The organism is Neptunomonas sp. (genome assembly GCF_041601355.1).
Taxonomy (GTDB): Bacteria; Pseudomonadota; Gammaproteobacteria; order Pseudomonadales; family Balneatricaceae; genus Neptunomonas.
Map to the genome: position 1 here is coordinate 1 of NZ_JBFIIH010000041.1, position 22,913 is coordinate 22,913.

Here is a 22,913-nt window from a genome sequence, read left to right on the forward strand (position 1 = left end):
CGTTTTCAGACCTTGCGGACCATGATATACCGCATAGAAGCTCGCCATGTTGGCCAACAATGCCTGAGCTGTGCAGATGTTTGACGTCGCTTTGTCACGACGAATGTGCTGCTCGCGTGTTTGCATCGCCATACGCAATGCCTGATTACCACGGGCATCGACCGATACACCGATAATACGGCCAGGTACAGAGCGTTTTAACTTATCGCTGGACGCAAAGAAGGCAGCATGCGGACCACCAAAGCCCATCGGTACACCGAAGCGCTGGCTAGAACCCAATACAACATCAGCACCCAGTTCGCCGGGTGATTTCAGCAAGACTAACGCCATCGGATCAGCGGCAACAGCCACCATTGCTTGTTGAGATTTTGCTTTTTCGATCAGTGATTTGATATCAGTAACATCACCAAAGGTACCCGGATACTGTAGCTGAACACCAAATACATCATGCTCTGCCAGTTCAGAATGAGGCGCAACCACCACATCAAATCCGAAATACTCAGCACGTGTTTTAATCACGTCAATCGTTTGTGGATGAACATCGTTAGCCACAAAATAGGTATTACTTTTCTTACGGTTAGAACGCTTACACAGCGTCATTGCTTCTGCAGCAGCGGTAGCTTCATCCAGCATGGAGGCATTCGCCAGATCCATACCGGTCAAATCCATCACAACCTGCTGGAAGTTCAGCAATGACTCTAAACGCCCCTGAGCGATCTCTGGCTGGTAAGGCGTATAAGCCGTATACCAACCTGGATTTTCCAACACATTACGCAGAATTACATTCGGAACCAGGGTATTGTGATAGCCCATACCGATGTAAGACTTGTTAACTTTATTCTGTACCGCCAAAGACTTCAGGTAGGCCAGAGCTTGTGCTTCTGTTTCCGAATCAGCCATATCCAGCGCATCATCCAGACGAATTGATCCGGGCACTGTTTGCTGAATCAGTTCATCAAGAGAAGATACACCCAAGCTTTCCAGCATCGCTTGCTGATCTTCACCATGAAGACCGATATGACGACGTGTAAAGTCATGCTGCTGTTCGAGTTCACTCAGAGTACGTTTTTCCACGTGCGTCTTACCCCTCTTCGCCTACATTAGCTTCGTATGTTGCCGCATCCAGCATATCGTCTAGTTCAGATGCATCAGACAGCTTAATTTTTGCGATCCAGCCATCTTCAAAAGCGGATTCATTGATGGTTTCTGGTGCATCTTCAAGCGCTTCGTTTACAGCAACGACTTCACCGGTGACGGGCGAGTAGATATCAGATGCTGCTTTTACTGACTCAACCAAAGAGAACTCTTCGCCCTTATTAACAGCGCGGCCGACTTCCGGCACTTCAACAAATACCACATCACCTAGTAACTCTTGAGCATGGTCTGTAATACCGACAGTAACGGTACCATCACCATTATCCAGAACCCATTCGTGTGAAGCGGTATATTTCAAGTTTGCTGGAACACTACTCATGATGTTATTTCCTATCTTGATAATCAGATGAGATGCGAATACAGCTCACCTGTGTAATAAATGATTTATATTTTATCTGCTAATAATGCTACTACCAATAGCACATCTAACGATATAACGGGAAACGTTGGCACAACTCAGTAACCTGAGCACACACCGCCGCTTCTACTTCGGCATTACCTTCTGGATTAGCCACCAGGCCATCCAGTACGTCATTGATCAGGTTTCCGATCAGACGGAACTCCTCTACACCAAAACCACGGGTTGTGCCTGCAGGTGTTCCCAGACGAATACCCGAGGTTACCATCGGTTTTTCAGAATCAAACGGAATACCATTCTTGTTACAGGTAATACCGGCACGTTCCAGCGCAACTTCAACCTGATTACCTTTCAACCCTTTGGGGCGCAGGTCAACCAGCATCAGGTGCGTATCTGTACCATCAGTAACCACTGCACAACCACGCTCAATCATGACTTCAGCCAACACTTTAGCATTAGCGACAACACGGTCGATATATGCAGTGAACTCTGGCTGCAACGCTTCACCAAAAGCAACCGCTTTCGCAGCGATCACGTGCATCAACGGGCCACCTTGCAGACCTGGAAAAACGGCAGAGTTAATCTTCTTGCCTAATTCCGGATCATTCGACAACACCATACCACCACGCGGACCACGTAAGGTTTTATGCGTCGTCGTCGTGACCACATGCGCATGCGGCAGAGGGCTAGGATGAGCCCCGGTTGCCACCAATCCAGCAATGTGTGCCATGTCTACCATCAGGTAGGCACCCACTTTATCGGCTATTTCACGGAAACGCGCAAAGTCGATTTCACGCGGAATTGCTGAGCCTCCTGCGATAATCAGTTTTGGCTGACACTCAACTGCCAATTTTTCAACTGCATCATAATCGATTCGCAATGTATTTTCAGCAACGCCGTACTGTACCGCATTAAACCATTTACCCGACTGAGCCGGACGCGCACCATGTGTTAAATGACCACCCGCATCTAAAGACATACCCAGAATCGTATCACCCGGCTGTAACAGTGCCATAAATACGGCACCATTCGCCTGAGCACCGGAGTGCGGCTGTACATTGACATATTCACAGCCAAATAACTGCTTAGCACGGTCAATTGCCAGCGCTTCTGCTTTATCAACAAACTCGCAACCACCGTAGTAACGACGACCAGGGTAACCTTCAGCGTATTTGTTAGTCAGCACAGTACCTTGTGCCTGCATAACCGCTTTGGATACGATGTTTTCAGAAGCGATCAATTCGATCTGGTGATCCTGACGTTGAAACTCTTCTTCTACTGCCGCCGTGATAGCGCTATCGCTATCTGCGAGATTACGAGTAAAAAAGTCAGCATGTGCAACATCGCTGTAAAGTTCAGTAAGGCTCATATTTTTATTCTCTCGTTTAAAGTATGTAAATCAACATGCCACAACATTGACGGCTAATCCGCCTGTTGAGGTTTCTTTGTACTTATCTTGCATATCAACGCCAGTCTGGCGCATCGTTTCGATGACGCTGTCCAGAGAAACATGATGTTCCCCACTGCCACGCAGTGCCAAACGTGAGGCATTAACCGCTTTAATAGCACCCATGGTATTACGTTCTATACACGGCACCTGAACTAATCCACCAATCGGATCACAGGTCAGCCCAAGATTATGTTCCATACCAATTTCAGCGGCGTTTTCAACTTGCTGGTTAGTCCCGCCCATCACGGCACACAGAGCAGCGGCGGCCATAGAGCAAGCAACGCCGATCTCACCCTGACAACCGACTTCTGCCGCCGAAATTGATGCATTTTTCTTATAGATCATGCCAATGGCAGCGGCCGTTGCTAAAAACGTTTTAATGCCTGCTTGATTACTACCCGGCACAAAACGCACGTAATAGGCGAGTACTGCGGGTATCACACCTGCCGCACCGTTCGTCGGGGCGGTCACCACACGACCACCCGCCGCATTTTCTTCGTTAACCGCCATTGCATAGAGGTTGATCCAGTCCAGCACGGTTAATTGGTCTTTCAGGCTGGTCTCAGGATTGTTAACCAACTCCTGACGCATGGCGTGAGCGCGGCGTTTGATTTTCAACCCTCCGGGTAATACGCCGGTTTGCTGACACCCCCGGTTAATGCAATCATTCATCACTTGCCACAAGCCCAGCAAACCATCATTGATCTCTTGCTCACTGCGCCATGCGGCTTCGTTCTGAATCACGACATCAGCAATACTGATGCGGTTATCTTCTGCGTATTTCACCAGCTCTGCGCCGTTCTCAAACGGATATTTAAGGTCGACGGTCTCTACTGCATTGCCCTTGCCGTGCTCATTCGTTTCTGCATCACTGAGTACAAAGCCGCCACCCACGGAGTAGAAAATACCTTCATGCAGAATAATGCCGGCTTCATCAAATGCCTGAAAACGCATACCGTTAGGATGTTTCGGCAACGAAACACCAAAATTAAAAGGAATATGCTCTTCTTTAACGAAAGGGATTAACCTTTCGCCCGCTATCTTAAGCAAGCCCGTCTGCTTAATCTGCTCGATATAGTCGGCGACTTTATCAGGGTCTACACTATCCGGCTTCTCTCCCATCAACCCCAACATAACAGCCACATCGGTCGCATGTCCCTGGCCCGTCATCGCTAATGATCCATACAATCCCACCTTGACGGCGCTAACTTGCTCAATCTGGCCACGTTCTATCAAACCACTGAGAAATCGATTAGCCGCAACCATAGGGCCGACGGTATGGGAAGAAGATGGGCCGATACCAACTTTAAACAGATCAAAAATACTCAACGCCATCGTGCTGTCTCCACATTTTTTATCGTTATACGAACAACTATATAAACGGCTAAGGGGTTCTGAAATGCCAATTTGAACTCAGATTAGCAACTTTATTTCCTTAAATCAAAATAAATTTCCTATAGGAAACTTTAATTTTTATCTGTATGCATCATCTATATGATTTATTTTTATTTTTCGCTGAAAGCCCCGCAAATATATAAATAAGCTTGTTAATCAAACACGCGTGTTTCTCATTTGAGTGTTGCATGCATGATCACGATAAGATAAATTCGTTTCCTATTGGAAACTTATTTCCTTTTTTGGAGTTGTCTTTCCAAATAACGAACCTGACTCACCAGTCGACTATAAAAATAAATTGTGAGGTGATTAATAGATGGAAATGCTAACTTCTGTAATAGGTGAAATTAATAGCATCGTATGGGGACCAATGATGCTGGTTCTCATTCTAGGGGTCGGATTATTTCTGATGCTTGGACTACGTTTAATGCCTATTCTGAAACTAGGGACTGGCTTCAAGCTACTTTTTGAAGGCCGCCATGCTAAAAAAGACGAAGAGAAAGAAGGCGAAATATCTCCTTTCCAGGCGCTTATGACGGCACTCTCAGCAACGGTAGGTACAGGTAACATCGCAGGTGTGGCAACGGCCGTATTCCTCGGTGGTCCTGGTGCTCTATTCTGGATGTGGTGTACCGCACTTGTCGGTATGGCTACGAAATACTCTGAAGCCGTTCTGGCTGTAAAATATCGTGAAGTTGATGAAGAAGGCCGTCACGTAGGTGGCCCGATGTATTACATCAAGAACGGCTTAGGTGCCAAATGGGCCTGGTTAGGTACGATGTTTGCTATCTTTGGTGCCGTTGCCGCATTCGGTATCGGCAACACAGTGCAATCCAACTCCGTTGCTGATGTATTACACTCAAATTTCGGTGTTGATGTCTGGATAACCGGTGCCATCATGATGGTGTTGGTCGGGGCCGTACTTATTGGTGGGATCAAACGTATCGGTAGTGTGGCGGGTGCGCTGGTGCCTTTAATGGCTATTGCTTACTTAGGTGCCGGCTTGGTTGTTCTCGCTATTAACGCTGACGCTATCCCTGCTGCGCTTGATCTGGTATTCACTCATGCCTTTACCGGCTCTGCGGCTGAAGGTGGCTTTGCAGGTGCCGCTGTCTGGATGGCTATCCGCTTTGGTGTAGCCCGCGGTGTATTCTCTAACGAAGCAGGTTTGGGTTCCGCCCCTATCGCTCACGCAGCAGCGCAAACTAAAGATCCGGTACGTCAGGGTTTGGTGGCAATGCTGGGTACGTTTATTGATACGCTGATCATCTGCTCTATCACCGGCTTGGTCATCATCACATCAGGTGAATGGACTTCGGGGGTATCAGGTGCAGCGCTGACATCTGCGGCTTTCTCACAAGCATTACCGGGCGTGGGTAACTACGTGGTTGCTATCTCATTAGCAATTTTTGCTTTTACTACTATTATCGGCTGGTCTTTCTACGGCGAGCGCTGCATTGAATTCCTGTTTGGCGTTAAAGCAATCACTTCGTACCGTGTACTTTGGATCCTTGCAGTACCTATCGGTGCGGGTGTAAGTTTGGATTTCATCTGGTTATTGGCAGATACGCTGAATGCGATGATGGCTATTCCGAATCTAATTGCGCTAGCACTGCTTAGCCCCGTTGTGTTTAAGCTAACCCGTGAGTTTTTTAATCGCGATAAAACATCTGACTCGTTAAAACCAGAGTCACAGGGGGGAGAATAATTCCCCCTATTTTTCTACCAGGCATACGCTAAGCAACATTTAAGTAATATCTGATCAAGACACAAGAACGGCTACACCACCCAATATTGTTTAACAAAAGATCTATGGAGAAATAAAAATGGCTGAGATTCAATCAGGTAATCTAAATAAAACGGCTCTGTTTGACCTGCACGTTGAGCTCGGCGCAAAGATGGTGCCATTTGCAGGCTACGAAATGCCCGTTCAATACCCGTTAGGCGTTAAAAAAGAACATATCCACACGCGTACTCAGGCAGGCTTGTTTGATGTTTCTCATATGGGCCAGGTAAAACTGACTGGCGCAAATGCAGCTGCAGCACTCGAAACACTGGTGCCTGTTGATATTATTGATTTACCGGTAGGCAAACAGCGCTACGCTCTGTTCACCAATGCAGACGGTGGCATCATGGATGATCTTATGGTCGCTAATTACGGTGACTGGATCTACGTTGTCGTCAACGCTGCCTGTAAAGAGCAGGATATTGCCCATATGCGTGCTAATCTGGGCGAAGGTGTCGAAATTGAGGTACTGGAAGACCGCCAGCTGATTGCCATTCAAGGCCCGACAGCCGCCGCCGCATTAGCACGTATCCAACCTGAAGTTGCCAGCATGGTTTTCATGGATTCTCGTGAAATGAGCATCGACGGTGTTAATTGCATCATCTCTCGCTCGGGCTATACAGGTGAAGATGGCTACGAAATTTCAATTCCTACAGCTGATACTGAACGCTTAGTTCGCTTATTCCTGGATCAGCCAGAAATTGAAGCGATTGGCTTAGGTGCTCGTGACTCACTGCGCCTTGAGTCAGGTCTTTGCTTATACGGTCATGATCTGGATAACACCACAACACCACTGGAAGGCAGTCTGATTTGGGCTATCTCTGCATGCCGTCGTGCAGGTGGTGAGCGTGCAGGTGGTTTCCCGGGTGCAGATAAAATCCTTGATCAGATCAGCAACAAGAACTGGACACGTAAGCGCGTTGGTTTACTAGGCGAAGGCCGTGCTCCCATCCGTGAAGGTGCAGAGTTATTTGATGCACAAGACAACAAAATCGGTATCGTCACCAGTGGCACCTATGGCCCGACGATCGAAGCACCTGTGGCGATGGGTTATGTAGCAACGGCATTCAGCGCACTCGGTACTCAGGTCTATGCTGAAGTCCGCGGTAAAAAACTACCCATGACTGTTGCACGCATGCCGTTTATAGAACAGCGCTATTTCCGCGGATAACTTCAGGTAGCTCGAGTCAGTTCGTATGACTCAGAGTTAGCCCACACAAGATCCGGTCGCGGCAACTATTGTCGCGGCTTTTTCTATGCCAAATCACTAACCAGAGTTCACTCACCTAACTACCCCCGATTATTGCGGAGAGCATGATGTGCGAAAGCCAAAAGAAACTGCCGACTAACCCTCTGGTACATATCACCATAGGCACACACGTTAATCAGGAAAACCGATTACAAAGTATCGTTGTTCATGAACGATCGTTTATCGGAGATCTGCAGTTGGATTCTGACCCTGACGACTTGGCTTTACTCATTGCTGTCGGCGAAATGCTGGGCGTCAAGCAACCACTCAGCGCTTGCCGGATCAGTTGCCTTGGCTCACTAGCTATCTTATGGCTTGACCATAATCGCTGGCTGGTCCTGCGCTCTCCCGGCGAACAAGCGACGCTATCAGAACTGTTGGTTCAGATCTGGGGTAAGGATCTGACACTCCTTGAGAACGAAGGACAACTAAGCGCCCGCTTAAACACAGCAGCACTGAGCTATCTTCTCAACTCAGGGAACACTCAGGATTTTCGTCAGAACAGCGACCTCTACCGGGCACAAAGCCGCGACTGCCTGCAACACAATCCCATTCAGATCTTGTCAGTTGAAACGGCTGATGACTATGAAATTCTGGTCCGTAAAAGCTGTGCTGATACACTGCTAAAATGGTTGAACGTTAACTAAACAGATCGCGCTGCGTGGCAATCAGGCTCTGCAGAGATTCTTCTTTAAAACACAGAATTGAATCAATAACGGGCTCCAGCTGCTTTTCAACATAGTGCTCATAGTCAATCGGCGAGCGTACCTGCTCAATAGGTTCAGGGCCATTGACTGTCATGATGTAGCTCACGTGCTGGCCGGGTTGATAAGGGCTCTGAAGCTGCTGCTGTTGCCAGAATTTTTCTGCCTTTATGGCTGCCTGTACATGCGGTGGCTTCATCCGCAAATAATCAGCCAACGGTTGGCGCAACCGACGCCGGTAGACCAGCTGATCATCTAGCTTTCCCTGGCGTAAATCTGCCACCAGTTGCTTCAAAAAATCATGATAGGGTTGATCCCTGAACACCGCTTCATACAATTGTTGCTGAATGTTCCGGGCTAACGGTGTCCAGTCAGAACGCACATTCTCCAGCCCTTTGAATACCAGCTTCGCTTCTTTGTCCGGGCGCTGCTGTAATCCGGCATAACGTTTTTTACTGCCCTTTTCAGAATGCCTCATACGCGGCATCAGGAAACGGGAATAATGTGTTTCATACTCCAGCTCAAGATAATTTTCAGTACTAAAGCGCTCCTCAACCTGTGCCGACCACCAGCTATTCAGATACTCTGCCAGCGCCTTTCCCTGAAGGTCCGCATCGCTGCATTCATCACCCAGCAGCACAAACACCGAATCTGTATCACCATAGATCACCCGATAGCCAAATGTGCGTTCGATCTCATCGCGGGTTTGTTGCAATATCTGATGACCGCGCAGGGTAATCGAGCCGGCCAGACGCGGATCAAAAAAACGACAGACATTCGAGCCAAGCACACCATAAAAAGCATTCATGATAATTTTAATCGCTTGTGACAGTGGCTTATTACTGTTGCGCTTAGCCTGATCCCGCGCGACCCACAACTCTTCAATTATGGTCGGTAAGATTGCCTTACTTTTACTGAAAACAGCCCCGCTAAAGCCGGGAATCAGATCCTCTTCGCGGGCATCTGCCTTCAACCCTTCAGCCAGTCCGGCCGGATCTATTTTAAACGTGCGGATAATGCTCGGATACAGGCTCTTAAAGTCCAACACCAGTACATGCTGATAAAGGCCCGGTTGAGAATCCATTACATAGCCACCCGGTGCGCCAATCCCCCGGTCACCAGACGCAAACTCTGGTGCCACATAACCGCTACGATGCAAGCGTGGCAGGTATTGAAAATCAAATGCGGCGGCAGATCCTCCTACTTTATCCAGCGACAATCCCGTTAAACGCGTCCGCTCAATCAGATATTCCATCAAACGCGTTTCATCAAAAATATCCTGAACCAGCTTACAGTCTTCGAGGTTGTAGCGGGCCAGCGCAGGCTTATCTTCACGATAAAGACGTTGGATTTCTGCACCACGGTCATTCGCCTGATGTATCAACTTGCCGCGCTTAAAAAGCGATTGTGAAACATATTCCAGTGAGTAGCTTTCAAAGTGAAAAGTCGCACCTTTCAGCGTATCGATCCCATCAATAACCAGCCGCCCTTCCAGGCGCACATACCATTTACCCAATTCAGATTGCACGACCCGAAGCGACTGATCATCCCGCCCTAAACGCAGCGGAACCTTAAGTTTATCGGCACGCTCAGATAAAACCCTGAAATCAAAACCGACAACATTCCAGCCAATAAATATATCAGGATCATAACGGCACACCTGGCGAACAAAAGCCTGTAACAGCGTTCTTTCATCCGGATAGAAGCGCAGAGTATCGCTATCCACACCTTCGCCACGCATCAGCACCAGCGCTAAATCTTCGCCATATAAACCGATAGAATGTATTCGATCCGCCTGCATGGTCGTTTCAATATCAACGGAGAGAATTTTCAGCGTCACCGGAAATTCGCAGGGGGCAAAGCGAGACCTGACAACACCAGTTGACAGCGCCGATTGAGTGACTTCGACACCGCCAAAAATAAACCGCTCCATGAGAAAGCGATCCACCGGACGAATATCTTCTTCCATCATGGGAACAGCCGCTGCTGAGAGCAGCGCAATGACATCACGTTGTAATTTAAGGGAACGACAATAAAGAGCGTGGACTCCTTGCTGCTCCAAATCACGTAATCGGACTTTTTCCAGACGCCATCCCGAGAGATCTTTGAGGCAGTCACCTATGCAATCCAGCTGAGTGTCATGCACAAAAAAAACGGACTCTTGCCCGGTCACAGATACCAGTGAGATGTCCTGTTGGTTTTTGATCCAGTATCGGAGCTCGATACCGTCGGGCTGGTCTTGCTGATGGCGTGTTAATACAAAACCGCGTATCTGAGTCATCCGCTACTCGGCTGCGTTTACGGACTCAGACGCCAGATCAGTTTTGCTATCCACGGCAAAGGGCGCCACCACTTCCAGGTCGGGAAACTCTGTCTCAAGCAGTAGCTGATCTTTCGCCTTAAACAGCAACTTCAGGTTCGGGCCGGCATCCATTGTAAAATAAACCTCGACACCGGCTTCACGCAAAGCCCACACCCTCTGCATGGCCGCCACCGATTCAGGCTGCCAATAAACTAATGGCGGCCAGGAAGCAATCATAGTGGCATGCATAGACATGGCGTTATGCTCAGCCGTAGCACCCAACCGAGAGAAATCATCCTCAATCAGTGCCTGATGTATTGTTTCAAGATCCCTGGCGGCTTGAGCCGGCCAGCTCTGATAAAGACCCGACGTTTCGACCGTGCGTTTCATACCTGCACGCGAATCAACCGCTTTCTGCGCGCTACTGATTTTCACCAGACCGACTCGCAAATCAGGCCAGCTAACATCCAGTGGAAAGGCATGACTATCCATACCATCTTCCTGCTGCCCCATGCGCCACTCAACGAAACCTGTAAAAATCGAACGCGAGGCACTACCACTTCCCATACGGGCAAATGCGGACAGTACCCTATCCGGGAGCGCTAACTGGAAATACTGATTCAGTGCCAGGGTTAACGCAGCAAAACCGGAAGCCGATGAAGCCAAGCCCGCCGCTGTCGGGATATTATTGCGCGTATCGACAATCAGCGGGTAATTCTGCTGGCCACGAAACAAGTTAACAAACGCAATCACCTTAGCGGCGAATGGTGTGTCAGCCGTGAGTACCTGACCGTTTAATATGACTTGATCCGCACCGCTGGTTGCCGGACGGATCTGTGTATGACTACCCAGGTGTGCCAATGAAACAGACAAGCTCGAATTAACCGGCAAATTAAGCTCATTTTGCCTTTTACCCCAATACTTACACAGCGCGATATTACTCGGAGCAAACGCATCAGCCTGATCAACAGCGATCAATTTTTTGGGCAGATAACGAGCAACGATATCCGCTTTTGTTAATTCGTTATGTAACATGACTCGCCACCTCTACTTCTACCCCATCACCACTCACGGCTACCGCTATTGACTCATACGGCAATGACAATGACTCATCAGTTCCCAGTGCAATCACACAATCACCTAAACCTGAACCCGAAATTTTCGCACCCAGAATAGCATCGGATCGGCGTAACGAATAAACAATATCAGAGAGCACTGCATCATTAACACCCAAAGCATCCATCAATCCCTGATAGACATTCATCAACAAGCCAAGTTCAGGCCAGTTCTGTTTTTGAATGGCATCCTCCGCTTTAATCGTGGTGTCATGCATCAACTGATAAAGGCTGGAGTAAAGCTCAGGAAACTCCTTGGTATGTTCAGTCACACGCGCCAGGACATCGGCTGTTTTAGTTTTATAACCAGCATAAAATAACGAAATAGGGGGAAGGCCATTCAGCGCGGATACCTGCTGCGGCTTCACCGTATAACCAATCAAGCCACCATAGACACTGGCGGCCAGATCAGTGCCTGAACCGCGCCCCTGCACGCCATGAATAACAGCCAACGCACGTTCAAAGAGCATGCGTCGTGGCAGCTTTTCTTTCTGATATATGGATAACGCTTTCACCAGCGCGGCAGTGACTGCTGCAGACGACCCCAAACCGACTGTATGTGAGAACTCTGAATGGATATCTAATTCAAAACCATTAGGCAGATTTTCAGCTACCTGTCGAATAGCAAATATCACAAAATTCAGACGAGCGTCCATTTCAAGATCATCAAGATTTGAGTGATATTCGGCAAGCGCAGAACGAATCACAACCACCCGGTCCGTTCTGGGGATAAGGCTTACCTGCATTCTTTTATCCACCGCACAAGCGATCGCCCGATGACCGAATAAAACCGCATGCTCACCCATCAGCATGATACTGCCAGGCGCGGTGACCTTAATCACCGATGTAGCGTGCTCCACAAGCATCCTCCTTAACGTGTCCCCAGATATATTCCTGATAATCGTCCATCAGAACATCAATGCTCTTAATCATGCTCTGATCCGGCAGATAAGCCAGCACAAGCCCGCCAGCCTCGCCTTTATGTGCCCCGGCACCACTGATTTTTGCAGCGCCGCCAAGGTCTTCTATGCGCTTAATCAAGTTGGAAGCCGAGCGTGGAACGACACCGATCCGACATAAAAGGCGATGATTTGCTTTTATTGTGTCTATCAGGGAAGCGCCGCTTGCGAGTTGATCGATCATACTCGCTGTCACTGCTGAAAACTCATGCCACAGCGCTTTATCACTCTCATACCGATCACGCACATAATACACACACTCGCCCGTACTGACTTGTGGCTTACCGGTAAAAATCCAATACCAACCGCTCCCCAGAGAGAGATCCAGTTGTTTCACACAGCCATCCTGAATATGGTTGATACCACCATACGTGACCGCCGCTGCATCAATAGCGCTACCACGCCCATGTTGCAAACGCTCACAAAAACGGACCATTTCAAAACGCTGGTCAATGCCTAAAGGCTTATCAAGGAGATGTTCAAAGAGCACCAGTGTGGCCGCAATAGCCGATGCGGAAGATCCCATACCCGAACCCAGTGGAAGATCACTCGTACTGGAAAGTCGTCCCGGCAAAGGCAGATAACTATGGCTTGAAGCCCGCCCGGGAACGGGTAGGTGATGTACCAGAGCCGACAAGGTGTACATCAGAAGATCATCCGGCTTTGTCAGGATTTTCTGAATGGGAAGTGCACCCTGAGCGAAAGACTCGAAACGGGAATCCAATTTATCTTTTAATGATCCCAGCGCATGCAAGGGATAATGAACACCTGAGGAGATGCCAGCGAACAGCGTATTGATGGTGTTACTTTCAGTCAATGGTTTAAAGCTGACGGTGGTATGTTTCTGAATCGCAACAGCAACGGCCTGCGCACCGAAGACAACAGAGTGTTCGCCACTCAGTATGATTTTCCCCGGAGCACAGGCACGCATCAGATAACTACATATTCACGCTTATGATGCGAAATAGCCGCAAGACGAAAACGCCCCTGCGTATCGGCCTCAATAGTATGAGCTTCACCATCTTTGGGATCCGGTGCTTCATAAAGGTTCAGGTATTCGTCATAGCTAACTTCCTGACGTTTATCCAGCATCGCCTGGTGTTGCGCCTGAAATAAAACGTCCTGATAGCCTTCCACTACCGTGCCCGAGAAAAACTCAGCGACACATCCGGAACCATAACTGAAGAAACCAATACGTTTTCCTGCCAGATTATGCTGACAGTTCTCCAGCAACGATGACAAGCCAATATACATGGATGCCGTATAACTATTACCAATAATCCGGTTATAGGTCAGCGTATCAGCAATCTGCTGCTCCAGTTCAGCCGCCGTCAGTTCACTTTTATTGACACGTGCGAGATGCTGATGTGCTTTTTGCGCCATACGACTAAAAGGCAGGTGATAACAAAAATGAGAGAAGTCACTGAACGACAGTGAGCTGCTTTCACGGAAGTGCTCCCACGACTGTTTCAATGCTTTGAGATAGATTTTAGTTGAATACTTTCCATCAACTAACGCTGTTTTACGGTAATTAGGACGCCAGAAATCCATGACGTCTTCAGCATAATTACCCACTTCCGGATCAATGCTGATAATACGCGGCTGCGCCGTGACCATCATAGCGACGGCGCCACATCCCTGAGTGGCTTCGCCCGGTGTATTCAGGTCATAACGCGCCACATCAGAGGCGACCACCAATACCTTTTTCCCGGGTTGTCTTGCCACCAGCGCACAGGCCATTTGAATAGCGGCTGTTGCACTGTAACAAGCCTGCTTCAGCTCAACAACACGGCAATTATTGCTCAGTCCCAGCAAGCGATGTACATAAACACCTGCCGCCTTGGACTGATCAATGCCGGTTTCTGTGGCAAATAGTACGGTTGAAATTTGCTCGCCTTCGCCATTCTGAACCAATGGATATGCAGCATTTGCCGCCATCGTCACGATATCTTCATCGTGCGCTGCCATGCCCATTTTTTCCTGGCCAATCCCTTGATAGAACTTCTCAGGGTCGGTCGACTGAAGCTGAGCTAACGTTCTCAGGTCCAGAAAATAGTTAGACGTATAAAAACTGATTTGATCGATACCAACTGATGACATATTTGAATATGTTCCTCAACGCTCTTCAAGAATGAGAGATTCATTTCTGAATAACGACGCCACATCAGGCATTCCCAGTAAAAACATTGCTGTTACGAACTCTCGGCGTAAACGCTCAATGACTTCGATAACCGCTTCTGCCGACTCCATAGCGGGTTGCAATAAAGGAGCCGCCACTCCACAAAACGAGGCGCCGAGTATAACAGATTTCACCATATCAATCCCATCCCTTACACCACCACTCGCGACAAAAGTAGCTTGCGATTGATATGCATCTAATAACTTCAGCGCCAACGGGGTAGGAATGCCCCAATCTTGAAAAGTAAGCCCCAGATTATCGCCTGCGTTGACGCGACGCTGATGCTCAATCCGGCTCCATGAAGTACCACCACTGCCAGCCACATCAAAATAACAGATACCCGCTTGCAAGCCTAACTGAACATCTGCAGGCGACAAGCCAGCCCCAACCTCTTTCAGCATGACCGGAACCGATAGCTTAGGACACAAGTCTGCAATTTTAGCGGCTAATCCTTTAAAGTTAGTATCCCCTTCAGGCTGCACCGCTTCCTGCAAAGGGTTCAGGTGCAGATACAATGCATCAGCTTGCAACACATCAATGGCCGCCTGACACTCTTTTTGCGTAAAAGCATAATTGAGCTGTACGGCGCCAATATTAGCGATCAGCACCGTCGACGGCGCATACTTTCTTAATTCAAAGCTACTACGAGCCTGCTCATCAACAAACATAACGCGCTGAGAACCCACCGCCATGGCAACCTGGCAATGCTCGGCAGCAAGCGCCAGATTCGTGTTGATTTTCCTGACCAGGTCGTGATTACCTCCGGTCATAGAAGAGATCAGTAGCGGAAAGCTTAATGTTTTACCAAACAACTGTACTGAACTATCTATTTCTGACAAATCTATCTCGGGCAAAGCGCGATGCAACAAATGAATCCTATCGAAATAGCGTGCATCTCTTTCTATCGCCGGATCACGATCAAACGCACGAATATGCTCAATCTTTCTATCATTTGTCGAATCAATCATTATCTTTCCAGCTTAAGATGCGCTTCCATTAACTCACCCGGATTAGTTTGCGCTGCTAACAGCGAAAGCTCTCCACACAACACCGTCGCCGCACAGATAGCAGCCAAACGGCGTGCGTTCTCTCCGGGCTCACGGGAATCTTTACAACCCAGCTTGGTCAGGTTGTCCTCTACAAAACCCAGGCCTTTGCCATTTCCGACACTGCCAACGATTATATTAGGTAGCGTGCAGGAGAAATACAGATCACCATCGCGCACTTCAGCATGCACAATCCCCTGCGAACCTTCGATGATATTGGCTGCATCCTGCCCGGTCGCCAAATAGAAGCCCAGTAGCATATTAGCAAAATGCGCATTTGCGCTGCGCAAGCCACCGGCGATCATGGTACCGATCAAATTCTTTTTAATATTCAGATCGACAATTTTTTCCGGCGTGGTCAACAAACGACGTTCGCAAAGTTTACGCGAAATAATGATTTCACTGACGACATATTTACCGCGCCCGAGAATACCGTTCACAGCCGTCGCTTTTTTATCTGAGCAGTAATTACCGGAAATAGAAGAGTAGCGTAAATGCGGGTATTCAGTCAGTAACCAGGGAATAATCTTATCAGCCGCATTGGTCACCATATTATGGCCGGATGCATCACCGGTATTAAACTCAAGGCGCAGGTAGATCAAATTACCCACTATCTGGCTGTGCATATCGATTAATTTTGCAAAGCGACTGGAGGTAGAAACCACGCCATTTAAATCATCACGCCGGGATTTAATCGACACAACGGCCTGATGAGCTGCCAGGGCATCATCTGCCTCCAGTAAAACAGAACGAGTCATACGCTCATCGATGACTGTCGTTTTAATGCCTTCAGTCAAAACAGAGACGCGCGCGCCACGGCCCACCGAATGCCACAAGGGAGTTTCATAGGTCGCTAAAGGAACGGATACCTTTTCATTTAATACATGACCTGAAATTTTAAGAGGTCCGACCCAGCGCATCGGTACCGGCGCTTGTAAAATTTTATGTGATTTCATATTGACCCATATAAACGAAAAGGGCTGCCTCTCAGCAACCCTTTCAAAGACTTCATCAAGCACGCGCGATTTTATCGACGAAGCCCTTATATTGCAAACGCACCGCTAACAGACGAAAATCATTCTGTTAATATTTTGCCGCTGTTTACTCTACTCTGATTTTATCTTCTGCCAAAGCAGTTGAGGCCAAAGGCTCAAGATCGACTTTAAGCAACTCCAGCATCTCCCCCATACCATTAACCAAACGGTACTGAGCGAGCAGATAATCATACTTAGCGGCAATTAAGGCATTCTTGGAAGAAAACACCTCATTTTCTGTATCTAACAGATCCAGCAATGAGCGCTGTCCAATATTGAATTGCTTCAGGTAAGAGTCACGCGTCTGCGAACTGGAGTCCACATGCTTCTCGAAAAAAGCCAACTGACGTCCCAGAATTTCGTAAGCGTTCCAGGAAAGGCTGACACCTTCAATGGTTTGGCGTAACGCATTATCCTTAATGTCTTTGGCTTCATTAATCTGGTGGCGGGTCTGACGAATTCTGGCTTTATCAGACCCACCATTATAAATATTATAGCTCAGGCGAAACATCGCCGTCAGATCTTCATTATCACCTTCAACGCCATCGATATTATTATTCCAGTTGCGGTCTACTTCAAAATTCAGCTTAGGGTACATCAGACTACGCGCAGAATCATATTGTGACTGGGCGGCCTGAATATCGGCCTGAGCTAATTTTAATGTTGGGTGGTTAACGGTTGCGCGTTTTACAGAATCACTTTCACTCTCAGGCAAAGAAGATAAATTAAATAGCGGAGTTTCCAGTGTATCCGGCGCCTTCTCTCCCACGACACGCTGGAATGTGACTTGTGCATCACGCAGGTTATTCTCAGCAGACAGGACATTCACTTCGGCCAGCGCTAAACGACCTGTCGCCTGCTGGATGGATGCCAATGTTCCCAAACCTGATTCAGAACGTTTTCGAATTCGCTCATATACCTGCACATGGTTATAGAGGGTTTCGTTCGCCTGATTCAACAACTCCTGACGTTTAATCACCTCAAGATAAGCGCGCGTAGTTTCCAGAGCCTTCTCTTCAGCCACTTCTCTCAAATGGTGATTATTTGCTTCTAAACGGGAAGCATGACGGTCCACTTCACTATCTGTCAAAAAGCCATCGAACAGCATTTGGCGCAGGCTGATACTCGCTTCACGCCGCCGCAGCTCTACATCGCCATCACCGACATTTTGCGTGGTGGTATTTTTTGTCCATTCATAGCCAACGCCTGCGGCTATATCGATTTTTGGATAAAAACCACCGCGTGCCTGACGGACCTCTTCATAAATAGCATTGCGTGCATCCATGCTTTGCTTAACTTCAGGGCTGGACAGCACTGATCTGGTCACGACCTCTTCTAGCTGGCTCGCATAAGTCGCCTGTACTGAGCTGAACATGACAGCTACAACCAGCAAGGTTCTTTTTAAATTCACCAGACTCTCCTTTTATAAGTTTCATGCTGTTTGATGTGCTAATTTAAGAATCAATAACACGCGATCCTTTGTGCCCGTCTTGTGTAACAATGACGCCACATGCGCTTTTATTGTCCGTTCTGTTATTCCCAACTCTCTGGCTATCTCTTTATTCGATGCGCCTGTTATCAGGATATCAAGCACCTCATCTTCACGGTCAGTAAATCCATATTGATCACTATCGTGCTGAACATGAGTAATGTCCTGTTCCACATCACGGCGCAACGGGCCAGCCAAATACTGTTTCATTAAACGCTGGGTTAAAGAGGGGCCAGCCCAGATATCATTCTTCATAACCACATTAAGAAGCTCATGAAATAATGACTTCGTTACATAGGTATTTATATAACCGCGAAAGCCGCTTGCTAAATAAGAGAGGCCTTCGGTATCACTTGGCTGATCACTCAGTGCCACCCACTTAATCAAGGGTGATTTGACACATAATTGATCGAGCAGATAATCTTTTACCGGGCTGTCTTTTACCGGGCTGTCTTTTACCGGACTATCTTTTACCGGACTATCTGATGCGCTATTTAATGAACTGATATGAACAAGCCCGCAACCATGCCCATGAAATTTTTGCAATGATAGCTGATTTACGTCAACAACTTCAATTGAATATTCGAGCGCCTCTGCAAACCCGGCCCAGCGAGAAATCACTTCCTTATTGGCAGAAACAATATACAGTTTCATCTGAATGCCCCATTAATTACAACCATTCCAAAGCATAGTAGAAAAATGTATTCCTGCCATTTCAGATAAATTTTGAAAAGCGCTGTAAATATTGCACATGCCGACTTAACGCTCTGTTAATGCGCGGTTTTTACTTTTAAGAATAGGCTTTAATAAATAGTCCATGACTGTTTTTTTACCGGTCAAAATATCGACCCCGACGGTCATACCACTAATCAGAGGCAAGCGTGTTTGATCTTTACCAATATATGGCTGGTCGGTTTTCAAGCGGACAATATAATGAGGTAAACCCTCCTCATCTAATACCGTACTCGGAGAAACGAAACTCACCTCAGCCCCGACGCCCCCATAAATACTAAAATCATAAGCCGATACTTTGATAATAGCTCTTTGACCCGCACTGACCTGAGCAATATCAGAAGGTTTTAATTTAGCTTCAACTAAAAGGGTATCTTCCCAGGGAATAATATTAATTAATTCATCTCCCGGTTGAATAACGCCTTCAACCGTATTTATTAACAACTGTTTTACGGTTCCTTTAACCGGCGAGCGAACTTCGGTGCGGGTTATTTTATCCTGCATACCACCCAAAGCTTCTTTTAAACGCGCGGCTTCAGATAAAACCTCATTCAGCTCTGCTCTGGATACACTGATAAACTGAAATTCTGCTTCTGCCAGTTTTTGTTGCGTTTCACTCATCCCTGATTTAATGCGCGGAATACTCAGACGAATACCATCCAACTCTCCGGCCAGATCGTTTACTTGTCGTCTCAGACGCAAAAATTCAACCTCAGAAATAACCCCTTCGCCGACAAGCGGCTGCGTGATCCTCATCTCCCTGTTCAACAAATCATAGCTTCGGGAGAGCTGCGTTGCCTTAGATTCAGCCTGACGTAACTCCTGTCGTTTCTGCGCAATTTGTTGGTTTAAAATATCCAGGGTGGCATTTAATTCATTCTTTCTCGCCAGATGCAGCGTTTCTTCCTGCTGAACCAAAGAACTGTATTCTTCAGGAAAGTCTTCTGGCACAACGAATGGCTGCCCGGCTGCTTCCGCTCTTAAACGCGCGGCTTTGGCCAGCAGCTCAAGCTCTCGCACCCGGCTCTCTTTAAAAGAACTGGCAAAACGTGTGTCATCAATGCGTAACAACACCTGCCCTTTCTCAACGAGCTCGCCTTCAGAGACTAAAATCTGAGAAATAATCCCCCCCTCTAAGTTCTGCACTACTTGTAGTTGCTTAGAGGGAATAATCTCGCCTTCTCCACGACTGATTTCATCCAACGTAGCCCAACTGGCCCAGATAATAGCGATAACAACAAAAGCAACCATGCACCAAAGTAAAGTGCGCGCCCCTTTAGGCGCCTGCTCCAATAATGCTTCACTAACACTGGGCATATAATGTAAATCATCCGCCGCTGCATTTTGCTTCTGAGTCATACCACTTCCTTAACGCTGAATATGCAGACGACCTTGTTTGAGGGCATCCAATACAACCGCTTTAGGCCCGTCTGCCACGACCAGACCACTATCCATCACAATAATTCTATCGACCAGCGAGAGCAGCGACATTTTGTGAGTAACCAGCATAATAGAGCGATCCTTGCCGTAGGCGGCCAACTGACTTCGAATAAATTCTTCGGATGCATTATCCATCGAGTTGGTAGGTTCATCCAATATCAAAATGCCGGGCTTATGAATTAACGCCCGGGCAATGGCTACAGCCTGGCGCTGCCCACCAGAAAGGGCGGCACCTCGCTCACCGACAGGCAAATCAAAACCCAATGGATGGCGATGCACAAACCGGTCAACACCCGCTAATGCAGCCACTTCCAGCAGAGTTTCATCCCTGACTTCAGGGGAGCCCATGACGATATTATCCCGTACCGTGCCATCAAAAAGCATAATATCCTGCGGCACATAACCAATATGCCTGCGCAGGTCGACAGGATCTATCTGATTCAGATCAATATCATCCAAGCGGATTGATCCTTCATCGGGCTTATATAACCCCATCATCAATTTTTCTATCGTCGATTTACCTGAACCAATACGGCCGATTAATGCGACCTTTTCTCCCGGCTTCAGCGTGAACGACACCTTTTCTAACGATAGTTGCTCTGCGCCCGGATATTTAAAACAGACATCTTTAAATTCAATCTTTCCCGCTAACTCGGGACGATGTACAAATTGCCGATCCTTATCTCTTTCATCCGGCAGCTGCATAATACTATCCAGCGTATCTAACGCCGTTTTAGACTGATGAAAGTTAGTAACAAGACTCGCTACTTGCGCCATCGGCTGCAATACCCGCCCCGAAAGGATCACACAAGCGATCAAAGCACCCATCGACAACTCACGCTCAGCTATCAGGTAGACGCCATAAATCACAAGTGAAACAGAGCAGAGCTGCGTCACTAAACCGGCTACATTCATCACCGAAACAGACAGCATTTTCGCCTGCATGCCCCACTTCGCAATATATCCGACGGCCTGCTCCCAGCGTAACTGCAGAGACGATGAGGCACGTTGGGTTTTAACGGTTTCCATCGCCGTAAGACATTCAACCAACGTGGCATTTTTTTGCGCTGAGGAAGCAAAGGTTTTTTCTACCGCCGCTTTAAGCTTACCGGTGATAAACAGAGAGTAAATAATAATAATCGGGATACCGACTAACGGCACGATGACCAAAGGTCCACCGAGCATCCCGATCACGATAAGAAAAATAACAGCGAACGGAAGGTCTATCAGAATAGAATTGGTGGTGGAACTAAGAAAAGCGCGGATACTTTCAAACTCACGCAAATTACTCGAAAACGCGCCCACTGAACGCGGCATGGAGCCGTACTGTAACGACATGACTTTTTCGAACAACATAGAGGATAATAGGATGTCTGTCTTTTTACCGGCCAACTCAATAAAATAGGCACGCAACATCTTCAGACCAAAATCAAACAGGTACACAACAAATACACCAATAGCCAACACCCAGAGTGTTTCAATGGCATTATTCGGCACCACCCGGTCATAAACATTCATGACGAAAAGCGGGTTCGCTAATACAAATAAATTAATCAGAAACGAAGCGACCAAGACATCCCGATAAATTTTTGCAGAACGCCAGATAGTTCCCCAGAACCAATGCCCCTCTTGCTGATCTAAAACACGGGATACGCGCTCGGTAAACCTGTATTCCAAACGAACAAAGATTGCATATCCGGAGTAATCAGCCTCTAAGGCACTCATGGAGACCTGGTGAACCCCACCACTTTCGGGCTGAATAATGACAGCCTCACCCGTCTGCGGATCAATTTCCTGAAAGATGCACGCCTGATCATCATTTAACAGAAGTACGACGGGTAGCGTCAGCGTTGATATTTTTGACAGGTCCCGTTTCACAATGCGCGAAGTAAAACCGGCTCTTTTTGCAGCCCTGACAAACAGCTTTGGCGTTAACTGATGATTAACAAGGGGCAAGCCTTCTCGAAGCGCATCCGCCGACATGGGACGGTGATTCTGCTGGGTCAAATGCACTAAACAATTAAGAAGAGAGTCGTGTGCTGCATCCATTTTCTTGACCAATATCTACAAAAGCCTACATACTAACATGTATCTAAGTAACTGAAAGAAGATGATTTATGTTATATGCTCTGCGCAATACGCAAGGCCGCATTATCAGCCTATCTGAAACAATGCAAGAAGGCGCGGAACCCGCCGACCTTAAGCACCCTGATGTGCTGGCTTTTTTATCCGTCAACGATGATACCGTAACACCGGACGCATACCTGGGCCATTCGGACGCGGCTATTGCGCGTATTGTTGAAGACCTTATTGAGTTGTTAGTGTCCCGTAACCTGATTATTTTCACCGACCTTCCTGATGCTGCGCAGCGTAAGCTGCTAACGCGTAAATTAGCAAGGACGATCATTAATCAGGATGACGAAAACCCAGATGAAGGTAACGATGCAAATACATCCATACTTTCAGATGATGAACCGTGGATTTAACCATCCGGCTTAAGAATTGACAGACAGGAACTTA

The 22,913-nt window shown here is 47.6% G+C and carries 19 protein-coding genes; 4 read left to right on the forward strand and 15 right to left on the reverse strand.

Going from position 1 to position 22,913, the window contains the following annotated elements; all coding sequences use genetic code 11:
- The 4 genes from ABY436_RS08565 to ABY436_RS08580 form a co-directional block, all read right to left on the reverse strand.
- Positions 1 to 1,074: glycine dehydrogenase (locus tag ABY436_RS08565; RefSeq protein WP_372738558.1), on the reverse strand; the 1,074-nt coding region annotated here is incomplete at its 3' end.
- A gap of 7 nt (positions 1,075 to 1,081) precedes the next feature.
- A complete protein-coding gene (gene gcvH / locus ABY436_RS08570; RefSeq protein ID WP_372738559.1) occupies positions 1,082 to 1,474 on the reverse strand; it encodes a glycine cleavage system protein GcvH in 393 nt (130 codons plus the stop codon).
- A gap of 106 nt (positions 1,475 to 1,580) precedes the next feature.
- A complete protein-coding gene (locus ABY436_RS08575; RefSeq protein ID WP_372738560.1) occupies positions 1,581 to 2,882 on the reverse strand; it encodes a serine hydroxymethyltransferase in 1,302 nt (433 codons plus the stop codon).
- Positions 2,883 to 2,912: 30 nt separating this feature from the next.
- Entirely contained in the window at positions 2,913 to 4,298 is a 1,386-nt protein-coding gene (locus tag ABY436_RS08580; RefSeq protein WP_372738561.1) for an L-serine ammonia-lyase, read from the reverse strand.
- Between the two features lie 376 nt (positions 4,299 to 4,674).
- On the opposite strand from ABY436_RS08580, the gene ABY436_RS08585 reads away from it, so the two are divergent.
- The 3 genes from ABY436_RS08585 (at position 4,675) to ABY436_RS08595 (ending at position 8,040) form a co-directional block, all read left to right on the forward strand.
- Positions 4,675 to 6,066, forward strand: a complete 1,392-nt coding sequence (locus ABY436_RS08585) for an alanine/glycine:cation symporter family protein (protein WP_372738562.1) — start codon at positions 4,675 to 4,677, stop codon at positions 6,064 to 6,066.
- Between the two features lie 118 nt (positions 6,067 to 6,184).
- The gene (gene gcvT / locus ABY436_RS08590; RefSeq protein ID WP_372738563.1) at positions 6,185 to 7,315 is read left to right on the forward strand and encodes a glycine cleavage system aminomethyltransferase GcvT; all 1,131 of its coding nucleotides are present in this window, start codon (positions 6,185 to 6,187) and stop codon (positions 7,313 to 7,315) included.
- A 143-nt stretch (positions 7,316 to 7,458) separates the two neighbouring features.
- Positions 7,459 to 8,040 (forward strand): sarcosine oxidase subunit gamma family protein, encoded by a 582-nt coding sequence (locus ABY436_RS08595; protein WP_372738564.1) that lies wholly within the window; start codon positions 7,459 to 7,461, stop codon positions 8,038 to 8,040.
- On the opposite strand, the gene ABY436_RS08600 is transcribed toward ABY436_RS08595, so the two are convergent.
- The 11 genes from ABY436_RS08600 to ABY436_RS08650 all read right to left on the reverse strand — a co-directional run bounded on the left by ABY436_RS08600 (position 8,033) and on the right by ABY436_RS08650 (position 22,442).
- Entirely contained in the window at positions 8,033 to 10,378 is a 2,346-nt protein-coding gene (locus ABY436_RS08600; protein ID WP_372738565.1) for a DNA polymerase II, read from the reverse strand. The two genes, ABY436_RS08595 and ABY436_RS08600, sit on opposite strands and share 8 nt — an antisense overlap.
- Before the next feature lie 3 nt (positions 10,379 to 10,381).
- Positions 10,382 to 11,434 carry a diphosphomevalonate decarboxylase gene (mvaD, locus tag ABY436_RS08605; protein ID WP_372738566.1) on the reverse strand — a complete coding sequence of 351 codons (1,053 nt, stop codon included), beginning with the start codon at positions 11,432 to 11,434 and terminating at the stop codon, positions 10,382 to 10,384.
- Positions 11,424 to 12,374, reverse strand: coding sequence for a mevalonate kinase (gene mvk, locus ABY436_RS08610; RefSeq protein WP_372738567.1), 951 nt, complete (start codon positions 12,372 to 12,374; stop codon positions 11,424 to 11,426). Before mvk ends, mvaD begins: the two co-directional genes overlap by 11 nt.
- Entirely contained in the window at positions 12,349 to 13,404 is a 1,056-nt protein-coding gene (locus tag ABY436_RS08615) for a mevalonate kinase (protein ID WP_372738568.1), read from the reverse strand. The genes mvk and ABY436_RS08615 overlap by 26 nt, the downstream gene beginning before the upstream one ends.
- Entirely contained in the window at positions 13,404 to 14,573 is a 1,170-nt protein-coding gene (locus tag ABY436_RS08620) for a hydroxymethylglutaryl-CoA synthase (RefSeq protein WP_372738569.1), read from the reverse strand. The genes ABY436_RS08615 and ABY436_RS08620 overlap by 1 nt, the downstream gene beginning before the upstream one ends.
- 15 nt (positions 14,574 to 14,588) lie before the next feature.
- Entirely contained in the window at positions 14,589 to 15,620 is a 1,032-nt protein-coding gene (fni, locus tag ABY436_RS08625) for a type 2 isopentenyl-diphosphate Delta-isomerase (protein ID WP_372738570.1), read from the reverse strand.
- A complete protein-coding gene (locus ABY436_RS08630) occupies positions 15,620 to 16,654 on the reverse strand; it encodes a hydroxymethylglutaryl-CoA reductase (RefSeq protein WP_372738571.1) in 1,035 nt (344 codons plus the stop codon). The genes fni and ABY436_RS08630 overlap by 1 nt, the downstream gene beginning before the upstream one ends.
- A 145-nt stretch (positions 16,655 to 16,799) precedes the next feature.
- The gene (locus ABY436_RS08635) at positions 16,800 to 18,143 is read right to left on the reverse strand and encodes a TolC family outer membrane protein (RefSeq protein ID WP_372738572.1); all 1,344 of its coding nucleotides are present in this window, start codon (positions 18,141 to 18,143) and stop codon (positions 16,800 to 16,802) included.
- A 21-nt stretch (positions 18,144 to 18,164) separates the two neighbouring features.
- Positions 18,165 to 18,875, reverse strand: coding sequence for a LuxR C-terminal-related transcriptional regulator (locus tag ABY436_RS08640; protein ID WP_372738573.1), 711 nt, complete (start codon positions 18,873 to 18,875; stop codon positions 18,165 to 18,167).
- Between the two features lie 105 nt (positions 18,876 to 18,980).
- Positions 18,981 to 20,312 (reverse strand): HlyD family type I secretion periplasmic adaptor subunit, encoded by a 1,332-nt coding sequence (locus ABY436_RS08645; RefSeq protein ID WP_372738574.1) that lies wholly within the window; start codon positions 20,310 to 20,312, stop codon positions 18,981 to 18,983.
- 9 nt (positions 20,313 to 20,321) lie between these two features.
- Complete coding sequence (locus ABY436_RS08650; protein WP_372738575.1) at positions 20,322 to 22,442, reverse strand: type I secretion system permease/ATPase; 2,121 nt, start codon at positions 22,440 to 22,442, stop codon at positions 20,322 to 20,324.
- Between the two features lie 68 nt (positions 22,443 to 22,510).
- Between ABY436_RS08650 and ABY436_RS08655 the strand changes: the two genes are divergently transcribed.
- The gene (locus ABY436_RS08655) at positions 22,511 to 22,879 is read left to right on the forward strand and encodes a hypothetical protein (RefSeq protein WP_372738576.1); all 369 of its coding nucleotides are present in this window, start codon (positions 22,511 to 22,513) and stop codon (positions 22,877 to 22,879) included.
- Positions 22,880 to 22,913 lie beyond the last annotated feature (34 nt).

What these genes read in the sequence shown, in the direction of transcription:
- gcvH (WP_372738559.1), bottom strand. Translation starts at nt 1,474, where the DNA reads ATGAGTAGTGTTCCAGCAAACTTGAAATATACCGCTTCACACGAATGG.
- ABY436_RS08575 (WP_372738560.1), bottom strand. Translation starts at nt 2,882, where the DNA reads ATGAGCCTTACTGAACTTTACAGCGATGTTGCACATGCTGACTTTTTT.
- ABY436_RS08580 (WP_372738561.1), bottom strand. Translation starts at nt 4,298, where the DNA reads ATGGCGTTGAGTATTTTTGATCTGTTTAAAGTTGGTATCGGCCCATCT.
- ABY436_RS08585 (WP_372738562.1), top strand. Translation starts at nt 4,675, where the DNA reads ATGGAAATGCTAACTTCTGTAATAGGTGAAATTAATAGCATCGTATGG.
- gcvT (WP_372738563.1), top strand. Translation starts at nt 6,185, where the DNA reads ATGGCTGAGATTCAATCAGGTAATCTAAATAAAACGGCTCTGTTTGAC.
- ABY436_RS08595 (WP_372738564.1), top strand. Translation starts at nt 7,459, where the DNA reads ATGATGTGCGAAAGCCAAAAGAAACTGCCGACTAACCCTCTGGTACAT.
- ABY436_RS08600 (WP_372738565.1), bottom strand. Translation starts at nt 10,378, where the DNA reads ATGACTCAGATACGCGGTTTTGTATTAACACGCCATCAGCAAGACCAG.
- mvaD (WP_372738566.1), bottom strand. Translation starts at nt 11,434, where the DNA reads ATGTTACATAACGAATTAACAAAAGCGGATATCGTTGCTCGTTATCTG.
- ABY436_RS08615 (WP_372738568.1), bottom strand. Translation starts at nt 13,404, where the DNA reads ATGCGTGCCTGTGCTCCGGGGAAAATCATACTGAGTGGCGAACACTCT.
- ABY436_RS08620 (WP_372738569.1), bottom strand. Translation starts at nt 14,573, where the DNA reads ATGTCATCAGTTGGTATCGATCAAATCAGTTTTTATACGTCTAACTAT.
- fni (WP_372738570.1), bottom strand. Translation starts at nt 15,620, where the DNA reads ATGATTGATTCGACAAATGATAGAAAGATTGAGCATATTCGTGCGTTT.
- ABY436_RS08630 (WP_372738571.1), bottom strand. Translation starts at nt 16,654, where the DNA reads ATGAAATCACATAAAATTTTACAAGCGCCGGTACCGATGCGCTGGGTC.
- ABY436_RS08640 (WP_372738573.1), bottom strand. Translation starts at nt 18,875, where the DNA reads ATGAAACTGTATATTGTTTCTGCCAATAAGGAAGTGATTTCTCGCTGG.
- ABY436_RS08645 (WP_372738574.1), bottom strand. Translation starts at nt 20,312, where the DNA reads ATGACTCAGAAGCAAAATGCAGCGGCGGATGATTTACATTATATGCCC.
- ABY436_RS08650 (WP_372738575.1), bottom strand. Translation starts at nt 22,442, where the DNA reads ATGGATGCAGCACACGACTCTCTTCTTAATTGTTTAGTGCATTTGACC.
- ABY436_RS08655 (WP_372738576.1), top strand. Translation starts at nt 22,511, where the DNA reads ATGTTATATGCTCTGCGCAATACGCAAGGCCGCATTATCAGCCTATCT.